The following is a 17,010-nucleotide window of genomic DNA, read 5'->3' on the forward strand; positions in this document are numbered from 1 at the left end:
GGGCGAGCCGGGCCGCTGTAGGCATCGCCCACGACCGTCCCTTGGATCAGTGCCGGTGCGAAGCCCCCAGCGGCGGCGGTCGCCACCTCGGTCGCATCGTACCCAGCGAAGGGCGTGTTCATCCGGGGCGCAAGGGCGTTGGCAGCGGCGATGGCGGCGGCTGCGTCTGCGGCCTCGACCAGAGCGCCGTGCATCCCGGCGGGGTTCTTCAGGTGGTCCGCCCCCTTCGGGCGGCTTACAAGGTAGAGCGGCATCAGTTGGCCTCCTTCTGGCTCTTGAGTGCGACCTTCACGCGGTCCAGCGGGTTGACCCGCCCGCGCTCAAACTCGCGGTTGGCGACGATTGCGCGCTGGGCGGCATTGCGGATGACCTCGACGGCTGCCTGCACGGCCCGGGTCTCCTCGCCCACGAGGCGGTCGGCCAAGTCGGCAGGGGAGAAGGGACGGTCACGCCGGGGCATCCGCTCGCACACCGCGCAGAGGGCGGCCCCGAGGACCGCGTTCTTGGTGGCGATGGCGAAGGTGGCGAGGTTCATCAGCTGCGCCGGGCCGGAGCCCGCGAGCTGCGCCTCAAAGTTGGTGCGCTCGGTGGTGCCCAGACCGGCCCGGGCGAGGACGGCCTGCGGCGAGGCAAAGAGCGCGGCGGTGGTGCGGGTGGTGTCCTCCGCCGCCTTCAGCTCCTTCAGCATCTCCCACCGGCGGTCGGTGCTGTTGGTCACGACCTCCTTGCGGGCCTTGGCCTCCGCCTTGCGCGCGGCCTCCGCCTGCGCCTCGGGCGGAAAGTCAGCCCGGGCGAGGCTCTCGGCGGCCTCGCGGCCCCGCGTGGCGATGCCAGCGGAGAGGGTGTCAATGGTCTGGCCGAACTTCTCAGCGCGGCGGCTCACGACTGCTGCGAAGTCGATCACCTCCGCCTTGCCCATCGGGGGCGCGGTCAGCTCAGGGATTGCGGTGCCTTCGGGAATTTGTGCGGGCTCGGGCATGGGGTCTCCTATGGTGGTCGCCGCCGTGCGTGAGCGCCTTGCTCGGTGCGCGCCCTCCAGCGGGCGGCGATTGTGCTAGGGAGAACTATATCTTGAGCTCCATGCGGCTCAGAGCGCTATTCGTTGTTGTTGAGCCAGAAGGCCTAGGGTGTCCCGCCACTCTCGCCATGCGGGACCCGGCCCGCGCGGGCGGACGTGTTGGGAAGGTGCGCCTCGGGCTCCTCCGCAACGGACGTGACGGCATAGCCGACCACGATGGGCGGCGCGTCCGTGACGATGGCTGCCACCGGGCGGCGCGGGTGGTGCTGCGGGGGAGGCGTCCAGCGGTCCTCCGCCCGGGCATTGTAGCCCATGCGGGAGAGGAGCCCAGCGGCGTTCTCATAGACGTGGAAGGTGGTCTCAGCGCTCATGCGCCGGAAGATACCGCCGCGCGGGGCGCAGCGCGCGGCGGAACTCTTGTTGTCAGTCACCGCGCCGCGCCTCCCGGACCACCTCGCCTTCGATGGTGTTCGCCTCGCGCTCGCGCTGCTCCTCAAGGAACTCCTCGATGGTCTGGCGCTGGGGGACCACCACGACGCCGCCGGGGTTGAAGTTGACGTTCACGTTGGCGTCCAGCGCCTCGCCCTCGCGGTACTGGTGGCGGGCCTTCAGGAGGAAGATGTTGGCGACGATGTTGCCGTCATCGGCGGCGGCGCGGAGGTTGCTCACAAGCTGGTCATGCTCGCGGGCGAGGCCCCGGTGGTACGCCTCGTCAACCTCGGGCTGGCGGTCGCGGCAGGACTTGAAGGCATCCTTGCTCATGCCGAGGGCGCGGGCAATCGTGGCGACGTGGCAGCCGCGCCCGGCCAGCTCCTCAACCACGGCTAGGCCAAGCTCGGTCACGTGCCAGTGGGATCGGCCCAGCTCCCCGGAGCCGGGCGGCACGAGGCGGGCGGGAAGGTCTCTGTTGTCGGTCATGGCTCGGCAGCCTCCTTGTCGTACTCTTTGCAAATGCGCTGGCTGAGGCCCTTGCCGCAGCGAAGCTCTCGGGCAATCTTGTCCATCCCCATGCCGCGCGCCCGGAGCGCCCGGATGGAGGCAATCAGGGCGTCAGACGCTGGGGGCCGCCCGATCTGGGAGCCCCGCGCCCGTGCGCGCTCTATCCCCGCCTTTGTGCGCTCAACGATCATGGCCCGCTCGAACTCAGCGAACACGGCGCTCATCTGCATCAGCGCCCGGTCCGCCGGGGTCGATGTGTCCACGCCCTGTTGTTCAAGGATCAGGTCCACCCCAAGGGCGCGCAGGGTGTCGAACAGCGCAACAAGCTGCGTCAGGGACCGCCCAAGGCGCGACACGTCCCATGCAAGCAGGATGTCGAACCGGCGGCGCGCGGCGTCCTTCATCATCCGGTCCATCCCGCTGCGCGAGGGGCTGGCCCCGGACGCGGTGTCCACATACTCCTCCACGATCTGGAAACCGGCCCTCTCCGCCACCTCCCGGAGCCGGAGAAGCTGGTTGTCAGGCGTCTGGCCCCCGGTGCTCACCCGGGCGTAGATCGCGGCGCGGCGCTGCATGTTGTGGTTCCCCCGTTCCTTCTGTCCACATGCAGAACGTACCGTGAACACTGTGGGCCGGTCTACCCCGGAAACGTTCGGCTAGGTGGGTGCTCCGGGCCGGGTCCTGCGAGCCCATCGGCGCTGGCGTCCGCCGCGCCATTCCGGGATGGCCTTTTCGGGGTGGCCGGTTCCGGCCCAGATCGGCGGCAGGGGCGGTTGGCGGCCCCTTTTTCCAGAGGCGCAAGACGTGGAGGTGCTGCATCCCTGCACCCCGAGCCCAAGGGGGCGTTCCCCCGCCGTACCCCCACCGTTCCCGGGGAGGGGGTACGCGCCGCCGCCACCGTAGCTGGCCTTTTCCTACCGTTCCTTCCCGTTCCCCCCTTAAAGGTAAGAGGTAGTAGAGGGAGAGGGAGGAGGACGGCTGCCTTGGGCTTCGGGGGGCCGCCGCCGGAGGGTCTAGGGACGCGCACGGAACGGGACGGCTCGGGGGGAACGTTGCGCAGTCCTTCCACCTTTCCAGAGCGTTACCCGTTCCCCCAGATTTCCACCGTTCCCCCTGTCTCACCGTTCCGGCCCAGAGCCGCCTAGAACGTGTACCCGGGGGCCTCCACCACGCCATCCAGCTCGCCCTCGGGGTCGAAGCGCGGGATCAGCTGCGGCACGTTCCCCTCGCCCCGGACATAGCACCACTCGGGGTTCGGCAGGCCGAACCGGCGCTTGGCCCGGTCGAAGCCTAGGCGGCGCATGGCATCCCCGAGGCGCTCATTGTCGTCCTGCGTCCTCTGGCCCGGGAGCCTGCCGACGATGCGCCACACGTCCTCGGCCTTCACCTTGCCGGGGCGTTCCTCTCCAAGCGTGCTGTACAGCCGTTCATAGAACGGCTCCTCCACGCGCCGGGCGTCCTGTTCCGCCTCGGCATCGGCCCAAAGCTCAGGGTCCAGTCGGATCGGCACCCCCTCCGCCTCGCGGGCCGACGCCTCTGCCCAGAGCTGGTCGCGGTCGCGGCGGAGGGCATCAAGGTCGAAGCCCTGCACTGCCACCGGCCAGAACCGGCGGTTGCCGGTCGTGTCGCGCAGGTAGCGGCTGTCATTCGTCGTGCCGACGATGACGCACTGCCGGGGCACCTCCCGCTCGCGCCGGTCGTATGCCATACGGGCCTTGTCGTGGGTCCGCGAAAGGAAGCCCTTCAGGTGGTCGGTCCCGGCCTTTCGGTTCCCCTTCAGCTCGCCCGCCTCCACGATCCACTTGCCAGACAAGGCCTCGATCACGCGCTTGCTCTCCGCGTTCAGCGGCATGTCGTCGGTGAACCACTCGTCACGTCCCGCGAGGACCTTCAGCGCCGTGCTCTTGTTCGTTCCCTGCGCGGACTCAAGCACCAGCATCTCATCGAACTTCACGCCCGGGCGGCGGACCCGGCGGACGGCAGCCACGAGGACCAGAGCCCCGACCGCTCGGGTGTAGGGCGTGTCCACCGCGCCGCCGTACTCGGACAGCCAGCGGTCGATGCGGGGCACCCCGTCCCAGTGCAGGGCGGCGAGGTGTTCCAGCACAGGATGGCGCGCGTTCCGGCGGGCTTGGTCGCTCAGCACGTCTAGGAAGAAGTCCTTGGTGGGCCGGAAGCCGAACCGCTCGTCAATCTCAAGGCGCAGGCGGATCGCGGCGGGGTCATCCAGCGCGGGTCCGTACCCGTCCAGCCCCTCGACCAGCTCGCGGCCCGCGAACTCGTCATGCCAGAGGCTCACCCCGAGGCGGCGCAGCGCAACGCGGATGTTGTGCTGGTTGTTCGGCAAGGGCCGCCCGTCCTTGTCGCAGACAAAGTCGCTCTCGACCTCCTCCCATGCGTCCCGCGCCTGCTTCTGGGCGTACCGCTCCGCCCCCTTCTGGTCCCGGACGTGGGCGCTGATGCCATAGTCCGGGTCAAGCAGGATGCCCGCAATGGTCGCCTCATCGACGCGCGCCCGGGCGAGCTGACAGGCCACCCACCAGACTGCCTTGGAGCGGTCGCCCTGCCAGCTTCCGTCCGGGGCAATGCCCCCGTCCCAGCGGTCGGGGTTGTCCGGGTCGTGCCCGTTCACCATCACCGCCTTGGTCAGGTCATCGACGCCCTCGGGCAGGTCTTCCATCATCACGCCCTGCGCCGGGGCCGCGCCAGCCGCGCGGCTGCGCCCACGGGACGCCGGGGCCGCCTTCGCCACCTCCGCCTCGGGGAAGTCGGCCAGCCGGTAGGTTCGCTGCCATTCCGCATCCACGACGCTTGCGAGACGGGCAACGCGCCCCTTCTTGCGCTTCTTCTCGCCGGGCCAATTCACGGTCCCGGGGAGGCGCATCAGGCGGTCGATGTTGTGGCAGGCGTCGGCCTGTAGGTCCGCCTCAATCCTCAGGTTGCGCCGCTCGATGGGCGCGGGGTCCCCGTCCAGCGTCACCGGCTCCTCCGCCTTCCAGAAGGCTTGGTATCCGCCGCCGCTGTCCACGATGGCCGTGGGCGCGGGGCTGTAGGCCCGGAGGAGGCGCAGCGCCCGCTCGCGTTCACCTTCCAGCTCCTCGCCCGGGCGCGGGTCCACGTCGACATGCAGGCCGGTCGCGGCAGCCATGTCGGCCTTCTCCGGCTTCTTGCGAACAGGCCCCGTTGTCTCGTTCACCGTGAAGTAGAGGTTCCAGCGCCCGCCGCTGTGGTCGTGGACCCACTTCCGCACCGCGCCGGTGTCGGCCAGCGTCACGGTCCGGGTTGCGCCGCCCTCGGGCGGGATCGCCGTCAGGACCCACGGCCCACCCGGACGCCAACCCTCAAGGAACGTCACGGCAGCCTCGGGGTTCGGCAACAAGTCTCCGGCCTCGCCCCGGCCACCGCCGCCCGCTATACTCGGGTCACAGGGTTGATGATGGCGGTTCTGTTCAAGGGTCCTGTCTTCCTGAGCGCCCCCGGTCCCCCGGCTGGGGGCGTTTCCTTTGTCCACTGCACTCATTCGACCGCACCCCCGGCTTCAACCCAGGCACGCACGTCTTCAGCACGGTAGCGGATGCTGTGGCCCACCTTCAGGAACGGCGGCCCGACGCGCTTGGCGCGGTACGCCTCCAGCGACTTGGGCGAGAAGCCCGTCATCTGGGAAACCTGCTCAGCGGTCAGGTATTCGGGGGAGACGGGCACACGCCCGCGCGGAAGGTCACGGAGGATGCGCGCGGTCACGGCCTCCGCGATGGCTTCAATCGTCTGTTGGTCCATTGTCGTCACCAAACAACAGACCGCCTGCGGCGGGCGGTCGGTTCAGTGACAGGCCTTAGAAGTCCGGTTGGCCCGCGCCCCTCGCTCTCGCGGGGCGCTCCCCGTGCGCGGCACCCCCGGTGAGCCGACACGGTTTCCTAGTCTGGCCCTAAGCTACCCCTTTGGGCGCCAGTTGGGAAACCCTCTTTCGCCCTATTCAACCGGCAATCTTTTGTTGTTCGGGTTCCAGCAGGGCGAAGATCGCGGCGGTCATGCGCTCCTGCTCCGCAAGCAGCGTGTCGAACAGGGCGCGTTCGTGGATGTACACCCCGTCGATGCCCGGCACGGTGTGGTCCAGCAGGAGCCGGGCGTTCACCCGGTCGATGCCCTCGCGCTGGGCAATGGTCCTGTAGGTGTGCCGGAGGATGTGCCCGGTGTCGCTGGGCAGCGCCTTCTCCTTCCAGACCTGCGTTGCGATCACCTCGCCCGTCTTGCTCGACCGGGTGGGGAACAGCCATTCGGACTTCGGGAACAGGACCGCGCCCGCCACTAGGATGCGGTCCACCACCTCGACCATGCGCCCAGACAAGGGTAGGTCGAAGCTCCGGCCCGACTTCATCCGGGGGATGGAGATTGCCCGGTCAGCCGCCCGCACCCAGTCCCGGCGCAGGGAAACGAGGGTGCCGGGGCGCAGGCCGGAGAGGAGCCCGAGCGTGTGCATGTCCCGGCGCAGCGGGTTCGGCAGGGCATGTATCTTTGCCCACCAGTCCGGCAGGTCCTCGGGCATGATGACGCGGTTGCTCGACCGCTCCTTGTTGAAGGTCACCGCCGCCACCGGGTTCCCGGGCAGGGCGTCCGGGTCATCGACCACCTTCAGGGCGAAGTTGTAGGCGGCCCGGAAGTCGCGCAGCGTCTTGTTGGCGGAGGGGCCGCCGTGGTCGCGGGTTATGCGCCGATGTTCCTCGCGGGCCATGCTGCGCTTGATCTCGGTCAGGGGAGTGTCAGCCCAGCCGGAGAGGTAGCGGTTCAGCCGGTCCAGCATGTTCTCCACCGACCGCTCCGCGCAGTCGCGGGCGCGCATGTCGGCAATGTACTCCTCGTACAGGCGGCGAACCGTCCACGTGCCCGCGTCCGCCGCAGGGTCCGCCGCCGGGGCGTTCGGGTCGATGCCGCGCTTGATCTGGTCGATCACCGCCGCCGCCCGGGTCCGGGCCTCCTCCAAGGTCAGCTCCTCGGTGGTGCCCAAGGTGTGGCGGACGGTCTTCACCAGCTTCCGCCGCCCGCGCTGCCCCTGCCAGAGGTCGCGCTGCACCTTGTAGGATTTTCCCGTTTTGTTCACCGCCACCATCAGGCCCGTCACCTTGGCGTCCCTGACTGTCGTGGGCTTATCCTCGAACTTGAGCCCCTTGATGAGCCCCTCTGTCAACTTCTCGGGCATCCCGCATCTCCTCTGCGAACCGTGTTGCGCCTGAATCTCGAACCGTTTCCGAACCGGGTGGGGATAGGGCTCGCTCGGGCTGTCGCGGGCTAACGTAGCCTCAAGATGCTGTTTAGGCTAGTGTTTTAAGGGGCGGCGCGGGGCGGAGAGGGTTGGGGCTCGTCGCCTCCTAAGGGGCAGGTTGCAGGTTCGAATCCTGCCGGAGTCGCCATTTTTCATGACTTGAGTGTGAAATTGCGTCATTCTCTGTGTGCGAGTTCGCACGGAACAATGTCGCGTACTGGTGTTTGTGGTTGCGTGGCACTAGCACCGAAATCGGACCGGGTTCCCTTGGACGATCCGTTCTGTTGGGGCCGCGAGACCCGTGACGCGACCCGCCGGTGGAAGAAGGTGCCGATGAAGGTCGAAGAAAAGGGTGCGAGAAGCGAAGGCAACCAGCTGTTGGCGCGTATCCCGGCAGATCTGGCCGATCCGCTGTTCGCCCATCTCGAACCGGTCGACCTGCCGCAGGGTCTGGTGATCGAGCAGCCGGGCGAAGTGATCGAGCATGTCTATTTCCCGACCGGCGGCGTGATATCGGTTGTCGCGATGACCCCCGATGGCGACGCGCAGATCGAGGCCGGTCTGATCGGGCGCGAGGGCATGTCGGGCAGCATGGTGGCGCTGGGGACCGACCGCTCGCCCCACCAGACCACCGTGCAGATAGGCGGCACGGGCCACCGCATGGCGGCAGCGCGCCTGCGCGAGATGATGCGCGAGGAGGTGCTTCGGAAGCGGCTGCTGCGCTATTGCCACGCGCTGTCGGTGCAGACCGCGCATACCGCGCTCGCCAATGCCAAGCTGAAGCTCGACGCGCGGCTCGCGCGCTGGCTGCTGATGTGCCACGACCGGCTCGGCTGCGACGAGGTGCCGCTGACGCATGATTTCTTGTCCATCATGCTGGGCGTGCGCCGGGCCGGGGTGACCGTCTCGCTGCACATCCTCGAAGGCCAGGGGCTCGTGCGCGCCACGCGCGGGCTGATCCGCATCAACGACCGCGCCGGGCTCGAACGGATGGCGGGCGGCTGCTACGGCGTGCCCGAGGCGGAGTACGCGCGGCTGCTGGCGGCCTGAGCCCGGCCCACCGTCCCGCTCACTGCATCCGGATCACGGATTTGTCGATCGAGAGCACATAGCCGCGCTTGGCGATGTTCTTGACCAGCAGCTCGCTGACCAGCTGGTTGCCGAGGCTGTCGCGCAGCCGCTTGATCCGGGTGGCCCCCGCCGCCTCGTCGCAATCGGCGGCCGAGCGGCCCGAGATCACCGCCTCGATCTGCGCGCCCGACAGCACCTCGTCATCCATCCGCGCCTCCGCCAGAACCGACAGCGTCTCGATCGCCGCCGCCGTCAGCTTGAACTCGAAATCATTGAGGTGCACCGCGTTCTGATCGCGCGCGATGACGAGGGAATTGACCTCGATCCCCTTGCGCTCGATCCGGCCCATACGGCGGTTGAGCTGCACCAGCATCAACAGGAACGCCACCGCCGCCACCAGCATGGCGAGCGCGAAGGTCAGCAGCACGAAGATCACGAAGCGGTAGGAGGCCAGCGTCTCGGAAAAGGCGGTGCCCGATTGCGCGAGGATCTCCAGAAGCTTGATCTCGGCCTGCGCGGTCAGGTCGTCATTCTCGACGAAGAGCCGCTCGACGCGGGCGTTGAAGGCATTGGCGTCGGGCAGGTTGACGAAAAGCAGGATCGCCGCGCCCACGAGCAGCAGCGCGATCGCGGCAAGCCCCGCGGTCACGATCCTGTTGCCGGCCTGTCTCGCTTCAGTAGCGGAGGTAGTAATCGCCTGCACTGTCCCGCCTTTTCTCCAGTCCCTCGTCGCCGAACAGGCTCACGATGGACAAAAGCACCCAGTCATCCGAGCCCAGCCGCGGGCGCAGCTCGTCCGCGGCGGCCTCGGGTTCGTCGCATGGTGCGGAGATTTCGGCAACGCCGTAATGCAGCCTGAGCGGATCGTCGCGCTTGGCCTTGTAATCGGCGTAGCAGGCCGCCTGCGCCGAAGCGGCGCCAGCGAGGATGAGACAAAGGGTGAGGGCGAGGGTTTTCATGGTCTCACCATGCGGTTTCGCCCGCCGCTATTCAATAACGCGGCTCTCGGGACGCGGCGTTATTGCCTGTCTCGCGCTTTGCCCCAACTTTGCCCCCAAGACCTGTCTATCCCGGCCCCGCACCATCGGCCGGCCGCAGGGTATCCGCTCCGCCGGGAGCCGAAAATACGGAGACCGACATGGCACGACGCCTCATCGCCGCGACCCTTTCGCTGTCGCTCGGGCTGACCGGGCTGGCGCCCGCCCCGGCCCTGGCCCAGCAGGGCGACCCGAACATGGGCCGGCTGATCGGCGGGCTGGTGGCGCTGGGCGTCATCGGTGCCGCCGCCAAGCAGGAGCGCGACAAGAAGAAGGCGCGCGAGGAGGAGGACCGCGAGAAGGCCGAGGCAGAAGCGCGCAAGGAAGCCCGCAAGGCGCGCCGTAAGGCCGAGCGCCGGGCGGAAAGGCAGGCCGAGAGACGGGCCGAGAGACGGGCCGAAAAGGCGCAGGCCGAAGCCGAAGAGGCCGAGCAGGAGGCAAAGGAAGAGCGGGACCGCGAACGCGACGCGCGCAGGCGCGCGGCCCTCGGCGCGCTCGGCGCGGTGCTCGGCGGCAGCGGCGGTGCGGCGGGGCTCGACGTGATCAGCCGCGAACTCGGCCGCGAGCTCGGGATCGATCTCGGCGCGGTGCTCGGCTCGACCGCGCAGCCCGACACGCAGGCGCAGACCGACACGCAGGCGCAGGCAGAGGCGCGCGCACGGGCCGAGGCGCGGGCGCAGGCCGAGGCGCAGGCGCAGCGCGAGGCCGAAGCGCGCCGGGCCGAGATCATCCGCCGGGCCGAAGAGGACCGCCTCGCCCAGATCGCGCGCGATGCCGAAAGCCGGCGCCGGGCCGAGGCCCGCGCCCGGATCGAATCGCAGCTGGCACCGGTGACCCCGGAAACGCCGCGGGCCCGGCCCGAGGCCTGGCCGCCCGTGCCGCGCGACGAGGTCACCCCCGATCTTCTGCGCGACTGGCAGCCGGCCTCCGCCGCCCCGGCCACGCCGATGCCGCAGACCACCACCCCCGTCGCCACGGGGGAGATCCCCTTCGCCTGCCTGCGCCAGCGGCAGATCGATTTCGAGGCCGCCTCCGTGGTCGATGCCGCCTGCCTCGATGGATACCCGGTTCTGGCGCGCAGCTTTCCGGGCGATTGCGCCGTGGGCACGGCCGAGGACGGCGCGATCTCCGGCTATGACACGCAGTGCCTGCGCGGGCGCGGCTACAGGGTTGCCGTCCGGTAAAACGGTCGTGCAGGGATGCGGCTCTTGCCCCAGATGCCGCATCCCCGATGGGGGCGGGGGATTCAGGTTCTCCGCCCCCTTTCGATGCTCCTGCGCGCCGGCGGGCTTGATCGCGGCGCCGCAGCGGGCCAGAAGCCGGGCCATGCCACCCGATTTCCTCTTCGAGACCGCCGCCCGCGACCGCGGGCTTTCCCGCATCTGCGGCGTCGACGAGGTCGGGCGCGGTCCGCTGGCCGGGCCGGTCACCGCGGCCGCGGTGATTCTCGACCCCGACCGCATCCCCGAGGGGCTCGACGATTCGAAGCGGCTGACGCAGCGGCGCCGCGCCGCGCTGGCCGCCGAGATCGCCGAAATGGCCGAGGTCTCGATCGCCCATGCCAGCGTCGCCGAGATCGAGGAACACAACATATTGCGCGCCTCGCATCTGGCGATGATCCGCGCCGTGGCGGGGCTCTCCGCGCCGCCCTGCCATGTGCTCGTCGATGGCAACATGGTGCCGCGCGGGCTCAACCACCCTTGCGAGACGCTGGTGGGCGGCGACGGGCGCTCGCTGTCGATCGCCGCCGCCTCGATCGTTGCCAAGGTGGCGCGCGACGGGATCATGGCCGATCTGGCCCGCGCCCATCCCGGCTATGGCTGGGAGCGCAACGCAGGCTACGGGACGGCCCAGCACAAGGCGGCGCTGCAGGATCTGGGGGTTACCCCCCACCATAGGCGCAAGTTCAAACCCATCCACAACATCTTGTATCAAGCCGCAATCGCAAGCGACTGATTCGAAAAAGATTTTGACACCGACTCACCTCTGACTCATATTTATCCACAACCACGAAGCGGGCGACCGCCGCGGATCAGAGGCGTTTTTCATGACCACGAAGACGAAAAGCCGGGGGGCGGGAACGCTTCCCCTCAACAGCGTTTTGGCAGGCGACTGCGTGGCGCAGATGAAGAAGCTGCCCGACGAGAGCGTCGATCTGGTCTTTGCCGACCCGCCCTACAACCTGCAGCTCAGGGGCGATCTCATGCGCCCCGACAATTCCCGCGTCGACGCGGTCGACGACGACTGGGACAGCTTCGCCAGCTTCAAGACCTATGACGCCTTCACCCGTGCCTGGCTCAAGCAGGCCCGCCGCGTGCTGAAGCCCGGCGGCGCGATCTGGGTGATCGGCAGCTATCACAACGTGTTCCGCCTCGGGGCCGAGTTGCAGAATCAGGGCTTCTGGATCCTCAACGACGTGGTCTGGCGCAAATCGAACCCGATGCCGAACTTCCGCGGCAAGCGGCTGACCAACGCGCATGAGACGCTGATCTGGGCCTCGAAATCCGAGGGCGCGAAATACACCTTCAACTACGAGGCGCTGAAGGCGCTGAACGAGGGCGTGCAGATGCGTTCGGACTGGGTGCTGCCGATCTGCACCGGGCATGAGCGGCTGAAGGATGAGAGCGGCCAGAAGGCGCATCCGACGCAAAAGCCCGAATCGCTGCTGCACCGGGTGATCCTCGGCACCACCAATCCCGGCGACGTGATTCTCGACCCGTTCTTCGGCACCGGCACCACCGGGGCGGTGGCCAAGGCGATGGGCCGCGACTTCATCGGCATCGAGCGCGAGGCCGAGTATCGCAAGGTCGCCAAGGCGCGTATCGCGCAGGTGCGCCCCTACGATTCGGACGCGCTGCAGGTCTCGACCTCCAAGCGCGCCGAGCCGCGCGTCGCCTTCGGCGTTCTGGTCGAGCGCGGCATGCTGCGCCCGGGCGAGGTGCTGCACAGTCTCAATGGCCGCCACAAGGCGCGGGTGCGCGCCGACGGCACGCTTGTCTGTTCCGAGGCCAAGGGCTCGATCCACCAGGTCGGGGCGCAGCTCGAAGGCGCGCCGTCGTGCAATGGCTGGACCTACTGGCATTTCAAGCGCGACGGCGTGACCGTGCCGATCGACCTCCTGCGCCAGCAGGTGCGCGCGGAGATGGCCGAGGGCTAGGTGCCGCGGGGCTGGGGCAGCTCGCCGCGCTTATACGGTCCCCAATCCGCGATTTCGGGATAGAACTGCCGCCGCCATGCGCGCACGCGGGGGTTCATCATGCGCCGCCAGACCGGCGGAATCAGCGCCGCCACCCCCATGATCGGGTAGCCCTGCGGCAGCTGCGGCGCCTCTTCGGGCGGGTAGGTCTGCAGGAGCGGATAGCGGCGGTCGGGCTTGTAGTGGTGATCCGAATGGCGCTGCAGGTTGATCAGCAGCCGGTTCGAGGCGCGGTGCTCGGCGTTCCATGAATGGCGCGGGCGCACCGGCTCGTAGCGGCCATCGCCCAGATGCTTCCGCGTCAGCCCGTAATGCTCGATGTAGTTGACCAGCTCCAGCTGCCAGATCGCCACGAAGGCCTGCAGCACGAAGAGCGCCAGCCCCTCGATCCCGCCCAAGGCAAGCGCCAGCGCCAGCATCGCACCCTGCAACGCGGCGTAGCGCCAGAACGGGTTCTCGGCGCTCCTCATGCCCAGCCCCTTGCGCGCCAGCATCCGCGCCTCGGCCCGCCATGCATCGCGGGGCATCTGCCACAGCACCCGGACGAAATGCCGGTGAAACCCTTCGTTGTAGCGCGCCGTCACCACGTCGGCGGGGGTGCCGACATGCAGGTGGTGCACCCGAAGGTGATGCGAGCGGAAGGGCGACCAGAGCACCATGGCGAGCAGGATGTCGCCCAGCCAGCGCTCGACCCGGTTGCGTTGGTGCAGGAGTTCGTGCGCATAGACGATGCCGACCGCGCCCGAGATCACGCCCTGACCGACGAAGAGGCCGATCTTTTCCCAGCCGCCCAGATGCCCCGCGCGGCTGGCGTAGAAGACGAGGCCGAAGGTCATCAGGGCCTGCGCGGGCACCCAGATCATGGTCAGCAGGCTATGCCAGAACAGCGCCGCGTCGGGCGTGTCGGGGTCGGCATTCGAAGTGTCGAGCCCGCCCACGAGGTCGAGGATGTCGAACAGAAGCCACGCGAAGGCGGGCAGCAAGAGCACCCACCAGCCGCCCATATGGGCGGCGAACCCCGCCAGCGGCAGCGTCAGCAGCGACACCCAGTAGGGCAGGGCGGCGAGAAGGGACGCGCGAGGGGCGGGGAGCGTGGTCATGGCGTGAGCCTAGCCAGAGGCCCCCGCCCGCTCAACGGCAAGATGCGGCGCCGCCACGTCGTGCACCTTGCGCATTGCGGTGGGCAAGGCCGAGGGGCGGAATTCGGAGGCCGGCACGAAATGGCCTCGCTCGGGGTTCGAGGGCGGCAGATCGGCCACCATCACCGTCAGGGTCAGCCGGAAATGGGTGAAGACATGCTCCGCCTCGCCTGCCGCGCGCCAATCGGCGGGCGCGGGGGGCAGGGGGGTGGGGGTTTCACCCCAGTCGGAGCCGGGAAAACCCAGCATGCCGCCCAAGAGCCCCTTTTCGGGCCGGGTTTCCAGGAGCCACGCGCCATCGCCGCGCCGCCCGACATAGGCATAGCCGCGCCGATGCGGTTTGGCCTTCTTCGCGGCCTTCACCGGGCGCTGGGCTTCGGTGCCGCGCTGGCGGGCAAGGCAGGGCGCGCGCAGCGGGCAGATGCCGCAGGCGGGGCTTTTGGGTGTGCAGATCGTGGCGCCGAGATCCATCACCGCCTGCGCGTGGTCGCCGGGGCGGGCGTGCGAGGTCAGCCGCGCGGCATGGGCGGTGAGTTCGGGCTTGGCCGCGGGCAGCGGCGTCTCCACGTCGAAGAGCCGCGACATCACCCGCTCCACATTGCCGTCGACCACCGTCTCGGGCCGGTCGAAGGCGATCGCGGCCACGGCGGCGGCGGTGTAGGGGCCGATGCCGGGCAGGGCGATCAGCGCGTCATGCGTGTCGGGGAATCGCCCGCCGTGATCGGCGACGACGGCGCGCGCGCATTTCAGTAGGTTGCGGGCGCGGGCGTAGTAGCCCAGCCCCGCCCATTCGGCCATGACATCGGCATCATCGGCGCTTGCGAGATCGGCGACGGTGGGCCAGAGCGCGGTGAACCGCTCGTGATACTTGCGCACCGCGGCCACGGTGGTCTGCTGCAGCATCACCTCCGACAGCCAGACGCGGTAGGGATCGGGCCGGAGGCCCGCCGCCCGCTCCGCCGGGCCGGTGCGCCATGGCATGGCGCGGGCATGGCGGTCGTACCACGCCAGCAGCGCTTCGGTCATTTCGGTATCCTGCACGTCGTCCCCTCTGGTCCGGGCCCCCTCCCATCTAGTAGGGTGGGCGCTGTCATGAAACAGCGACGCCACTCCTCCACACGCGGTTTTGCGCAGGCCTCGGGCCTGCTGCAGTCGCGCATCCGCACCGCCTCCGAGGCGCGGGGATTCGCGGTGACGCGGCTCCTGACCCATTGGGCCGAGATCGTCGGCGAGGATACCGCGCGGATCGCGCAGCCGGTGAAGGTCGGCTACGGGCGCGACGGGCTTGGCGCGACGCTGACGCTGCTGACGACGGGGGCGCAGGCGCCGATGCTGTCGATGCAGGCCGAGGCGATCCGCGAGCGGGTCAATGCCTGCTACGGCTACCGCGCGATTTCCAAGGTGCGCATCACCCAGACCGCGCCGACGGGATTCGCCGAGGGGCAGGCGGCCTTCGCCCCCGCCCCGAAACCGGCCCCCGCCCAGCCCGACCCGCAGGTCAGGGCGCAGGCGGCGAAGACCGCCGAAGGGGTCGGGGACACGGAATTGCGACTTGCGCTCGAGGCCTTGGCTGCCAATGTCCTGTCCAAACGACGGAATTGAGACAGGAAGACCCATGAAACTCGCAAGCTCCACCATCGCCCTGACCGCCGCTCTGGGCTGGATGGCCCTCGCCGCGCCGCTTTCGGCGCAGGAGACCACCGAGGCCGAGGCGGAAACCTCCATCGAGACCGAAGCGGAGACCGGGACCGAGACCGAGACCGCAGCGGAGGCGGAGACCGAAGCCGCCGCGGAGGCCGCTCCGGCCGAAGAGGGCATCGTCGAGATGGTGCAGGGCGCGGAGGACGCGCCGGTCACGGTGATGGAATACGCCTCCTACACCTGCCCGCATTGCGCCAACTGGCACGAGGAAAGCTATCCGCAGCTCAAGGACTACATCGACGAGGGCAAGGTGCGCTTCGTCTACCGCGAGGTCTATTTCGACCGGCCGGGCCTCTGGGCCTCGATGATCGCGCGCTGCGGCGGCGAAAGTAAGTTCTTCGGCGTCTCGGACATGCTCTACGAGCAGCAGCGCGACTGGGCGGCGGGCGGCGATCCGGCGGCGATCGCGGCCAAGCTGCGCGAGATCGGCCTCAAGGCCGGGCTGGAGGAAGCGCAGCTCGAAGCCTGCCTGACCGATGGCGACAAGGCGCAGGAGCTGGTGAGCTGGTTCGAGCAGAACGCCGAGGAAGACGGGATCAACTCGACGCCGACTTTCATCATCAACGGCGAGAAGCATTCGAACATGGCCTGGGCCGACATGGCCGAAATCATCGACGGCCTTATCGAGGAGTAAGCCCCAGCCGGTCCAGAGCGGCGTCGAGCGGGGCCACGTCGCCCCATTCGAGCCGCACCGGCAGGGTCAGCACCTTGGAGCGGAAGGACGCGGGCAGGCGCACCGCGTCCTTTTCCGTCGTGACAAGCTGCGCGGGCAGGGCGCGCGCCTCCTGCTCCAGCCGCGCCATCAGCGTGGGCGTCAGCGGCTGGTGATCGCCCAAGGGCTCGGCCCGGCGCAGATCGGCGCCAAGCCCCTTGAGCGTGGCAAAGAACTTCTCCGGGTGGCCGATGCCCGCAAAGGCCAGCACCGGCATCCGCTCCCAGGCCATGCCGGTCATCAGCGGCGCGAGCCGCCCCGTCAGATGCGGCAGCCCGCCCAGCGCGGCCCCCCAGCGGGCCTCGAAGCGGCGCTGCTGCTCTTTCCCGCCGATCGACAGCACCATGTCGGCGCGCGCGAGCCCGGCCTCCACCGGCTCGCGCAGCGGCCCGGCCGGGATCACCCGGCCATTGCCGAAGCCGCGGGCAGCATCGACCACCACGATCGAGAGATCCTTTTCGAGCGCCGGGTTCTGGAAGCCGTCATCGAGGATGATCGCCTGCGCGCCTGCCTCGACCGCCGCGCGCGCCCCCGCCGCCCGATCGCGTGCGACCCAGACCGGCCCGAAGGCCGCGAGCAGCAGCGGCTCGTCGCCCACGTCATCCGCGCCGTGCCGGCGCTCATCGACCCGGACGGGACCTTCGAGCCGCCCGCCATGGCCACGGCTGACCACATGCGCGGCGATGCCGCGCTCCGACAGGCGCTGCAAAAGCGCGATGGCGGTCGGCGTCTTGCCGGTGCCGCCGGCGTTGAGATTGCCGACGCAGATCACCGGCACCGGGGCGCGCCAGCCGGGGCGCGCCACGCGTCGGGCCGTGGCGCGGGCGTAGAGCGCGGCGAGCGGGGCCAGCGCCCGCGCCTGCGCGCCGGGGCGCTCCGGCGCGTTGTCCCAGAAGCGGGGCGGCCTCATGCGCGGCGCTCCAGCATGCCGCGCAGCAGA

19 protein-coding genes are annotated in these 17,010 nt (G+C 69.3%); 6 read left to right on the top strand and 13 right to left on the bottom strand.

Going from position 1 to position 17,010, the window contains the following annotated elements:
* The 8 genes from CJ301_RS10755 to CJ301_RS10790 all read right to left on the bottom strand — a co-directional run.
* The coding region (locus CJ301_RS10755; protein WP_162620500.1) for a hypothetical protein at window positions 1-254 on the bottom strand (254 nt) is incomplete at its 3' end.
* Window positions 254-979: a hypothetical protein gene (locus CJ301_RS10760; protein ID WP_099277205.1), complete on the bottom strand. Its 726-nt coding sequence runs from the start codon at window positions 977-979 to the stop codon at window positions 254-256. The genes CJ301_RS10760 and CJ301_RS10755, both read right to left, overlap by 1 nt.
* A 143-nt stretch (window positions 980-1,122) precedes the next feature.
* A complete protein-coding gene (locus tag CJ301_RS10765) occupies window positions 1,123-1,449 on the bottom strand; it encodes a hypothetical protein (RefSeq protein WP_099277207.1) in 327 nt (108 codons plus the stop codon).
* Window positions 1,442-1,936, bottom strand: a complete 495-nt coding sequence (locus CJ301_RS10770; protein ID WP_099277208.1) for a hypothetical protein — start codon at window positions 1,934-1,936, stop codon at window positions 1,442-1,444. Before CJ301_RS10770 ends, CJ301_RS10765 begins: the two co-directional genes overlap by 8 nt.
* Window positions 1,933-2,532 (bottom strand): recombinase family protein, encoded by a 600-nt coding sequence (locus CJ301_RS10775; protein WP_099277210.1) that lies wholly within the window; start codon window positions 2,530-2,532, stop codon window positions 1,933-1,935. Before CJ301_RS10775 ends, CJ301_RS10770 begins: the two co-directional genes overlap by 4 nt.
* 566 nt (window positions 2,533-3,098) lie before the next feature.
* On the bottom strand, window positions 3,099-5,333 hold the full coding sequence (locus CJ301_RS10780; RefSeq protein WP_099277212.1) for a virulence-associated E family protein: 2,235 nt from the start codon (window positions 5,331-5,333) through the stop codon (window positions 3,099-3,101).
* A 140-nt stretch (window positions 5,334-5,473) separates the two neighbouring features.
* Complete coding sequence (locus tag CJ301_RS10785) at window positions 5,474-5,734, bottom strand: helix-turn-helix transcriptional regulator (RefSeq protein WP_074836601.1); 261 nt, start codon at window positions 5,732-5,734, stop codon at window positions 5,474-5,476.
* 196 nt (window positions 5,735-5,930) lie between these two features.
* A complete protein-coding gene (locus CJ301_RS10790) occupies window positions 5,931-7,151 on the bottom strand; it encodes a tyrosine-type recombinase/integrase (protein ID WP_099277214.1) in 1,221 nt (406 codons plus the stop codon).
* 330 nt (window positions 7,152-7,481) lie between these two features.
* Here CJ301_RS10790 and CJ301_RS10795 point away from each other — a divergent pair, with 330 nt between their 5' ends.
* A complete protein-coding gene (locus tag CJ301_RS10795; protein ID WP_254050130.1) occupies window positions 7,482-8,264 on the top strand; it encodes a Crp/Fnr family transcriptional regulator in 783 nt (260 codons plus the stop codon).
* A gap of 19 nt (window positions 8,265-8,283) precedes the next feature.
* On the opposite strand, the gene CJ301_RS10800 is transcribed toward CJ301_RS10795, so the two are convergent.
* Both CJ301_RS10800 and CJ301_RS10805 read right to left on the bottom strand, forming a co-directional pair.
* Window positions 8,284-8,934 carry a winged helix-turn-helix domain-containing protein gene (locus CJ301_RS10800; protein ID WP_099277218.1) on the bottom strand — a complete coding sequence of 217 codons (651 nt, stop codon included), beginning with the start codon at window positions 8,932-8,934 and terminating at the stop codon, window positions 8,284-8,286.
* Window positions 8,935-8,959: 25 nt separating this feature from the next.
* Window positions 8,960-9,244 carry a hypothetical protein gene (locus CJ301_RS10805; RefSeq protein ID WP_099277220.1) on the bottom strand — a complete coding sequence of 95 codons (285 nt, stop codon included), beginning with the start codon at window positions 9,242-9,244 and terminating at the stop codon, window positions 8,960-8,962.
* A 179-nt stretch (window positions 9,245-9,423) separates the two neighbouring features.
* Here CJ301_RS10805 and CJ301_RS10810 point away from each other — a divergent pair, with 179 nt between their 5' ends.
* The 3 genes from CJ301_RS10810 to CJ301_RS10820 all read left to right on the top strand — a co-directional run bounded on the left by CJ301_RS10810 (window position 9,424) and on the right by CJ301_RS10820 (window position 12,479).
* The gene (locus CJ301_RS10810) at window positions 9,424-10,506 is read left to right on the top strand and encodes a hypothetical protein (protein ID WP_099277221.1); all 1,083 of its coding nucleotides are present in this window, start codon (window positions 9,424-9,426) and stop codon (window positions 10,504-10,506) included.
* A gap of 142 nt (window positions 10,507-10,648) precedes the next feature.
* Window positions 10,649-11,278: a ribonuclease HII gene (locus CJ301_RS10815; protein WP_099277223.1), complete on the top strand. Its 630-nt coding sequence runs from the start codon at window positions 10,649-10,651 to the stop codon at window positions 11,276-11,278.
* Window positions 11,279-11,369: 91 nt separating this feature from the next.
* A complete protein-coding gene (locus CJ301_RS10820; RefSeq protein WP_099277225.1) occupies window positions 11,370-12,479 on the top strand; it encodes a site-specific DNA-methyltransferase in 1,110 nt (369 codons plus the stop codon).
* Here CJ301_RS10820 and CJ301_RS10825 read toward each other — a convergent pair.
* Entirely contained in the window at window positions 12,476-13,618 is a 1,143-nt protein-coding gene (locus tag CJ301_RS10825; RefSeq protein WP_099277227.1) for an alkane 1-monooxygenase, read from the bottom strand. The genes CJ301_RS10820 and CJ301_RS10825 overlap by 4 nt on opposite strands.
* Window positions 13,619-13,627: 9 nt before the next feature.
* Window positions 13,628-14,683, bottom strand: a complete 1,056-nt coding sequence (gene mutY / locus CJ301_RS10830) for an A/G-specific adenine glycosylase (RefSeq protein WP_099277228.1) — start codon at window positions 14,681-14,683, stop codon at window positions 13,628-13,630.
* A gap of 66 nt (window positions 14,684-14,749) precedes the next feature.
* Here mutY and CJ301_RS10835 point away from each other — a divergent pair, with 66 nt between their 5' ends.
* Both CJ301_RS10835 and CJ301_RS10840 read left to right on the top strand, forming a co-directional pair.
* Entirely contained in the window at window positions 14,750-15,259 is a 510-nt protein-coding gene (locus CJ301_RS10835) for a DUF721 domain-containing protein (RefSeq protein ID WP_099277230.1), read from the top strand.
* Between the two features lie 13 nt (window positions 15,260-15,272).
* Window positions 15,273-15,992: a DsbA family protein gene (locus tag CJ301_RS10840; protein WP_254050131.1), complete on the top strand. Its 720-nt coding sequence runs from the start codon at window positions 15,273-15,275 to the stop codon at window positions 15,990-15,992.
* Here the strand turns inward: CJ301_RS10840 and lpxK are convergent.
* On the bottom strand, window positions 15,979-16,980 hold the full coding sequence (lpxK, locus tag CJ301_RS10845; RefSeq protein WP_099277232.1) for a tetraacyldisaccharide 4'-kinase: 1,002 nt from the start codon (window positions 16,978-16,980) through the stop codon (window positions 15,979-15,981). The genes CJ301_RS10840 and lpxK overlap by 14 nt on opposite strands.
* Window positions 16,981-17,010 lie beyond the last annotated feature (30 nt).

Origin of the sequence: Limimaricola cinnabarinus (assembly GCF_002723615.1) — a bacterium.
In the GTDB taxonomy this organism is placed as follows: domain Bacteria; phylum Pseudomonadota; class Alphaproteobacteria; order Rhodobacterales; family Rhodobacteraceae; genus Limimaricola; species Limimaricola cinnabarinus_B.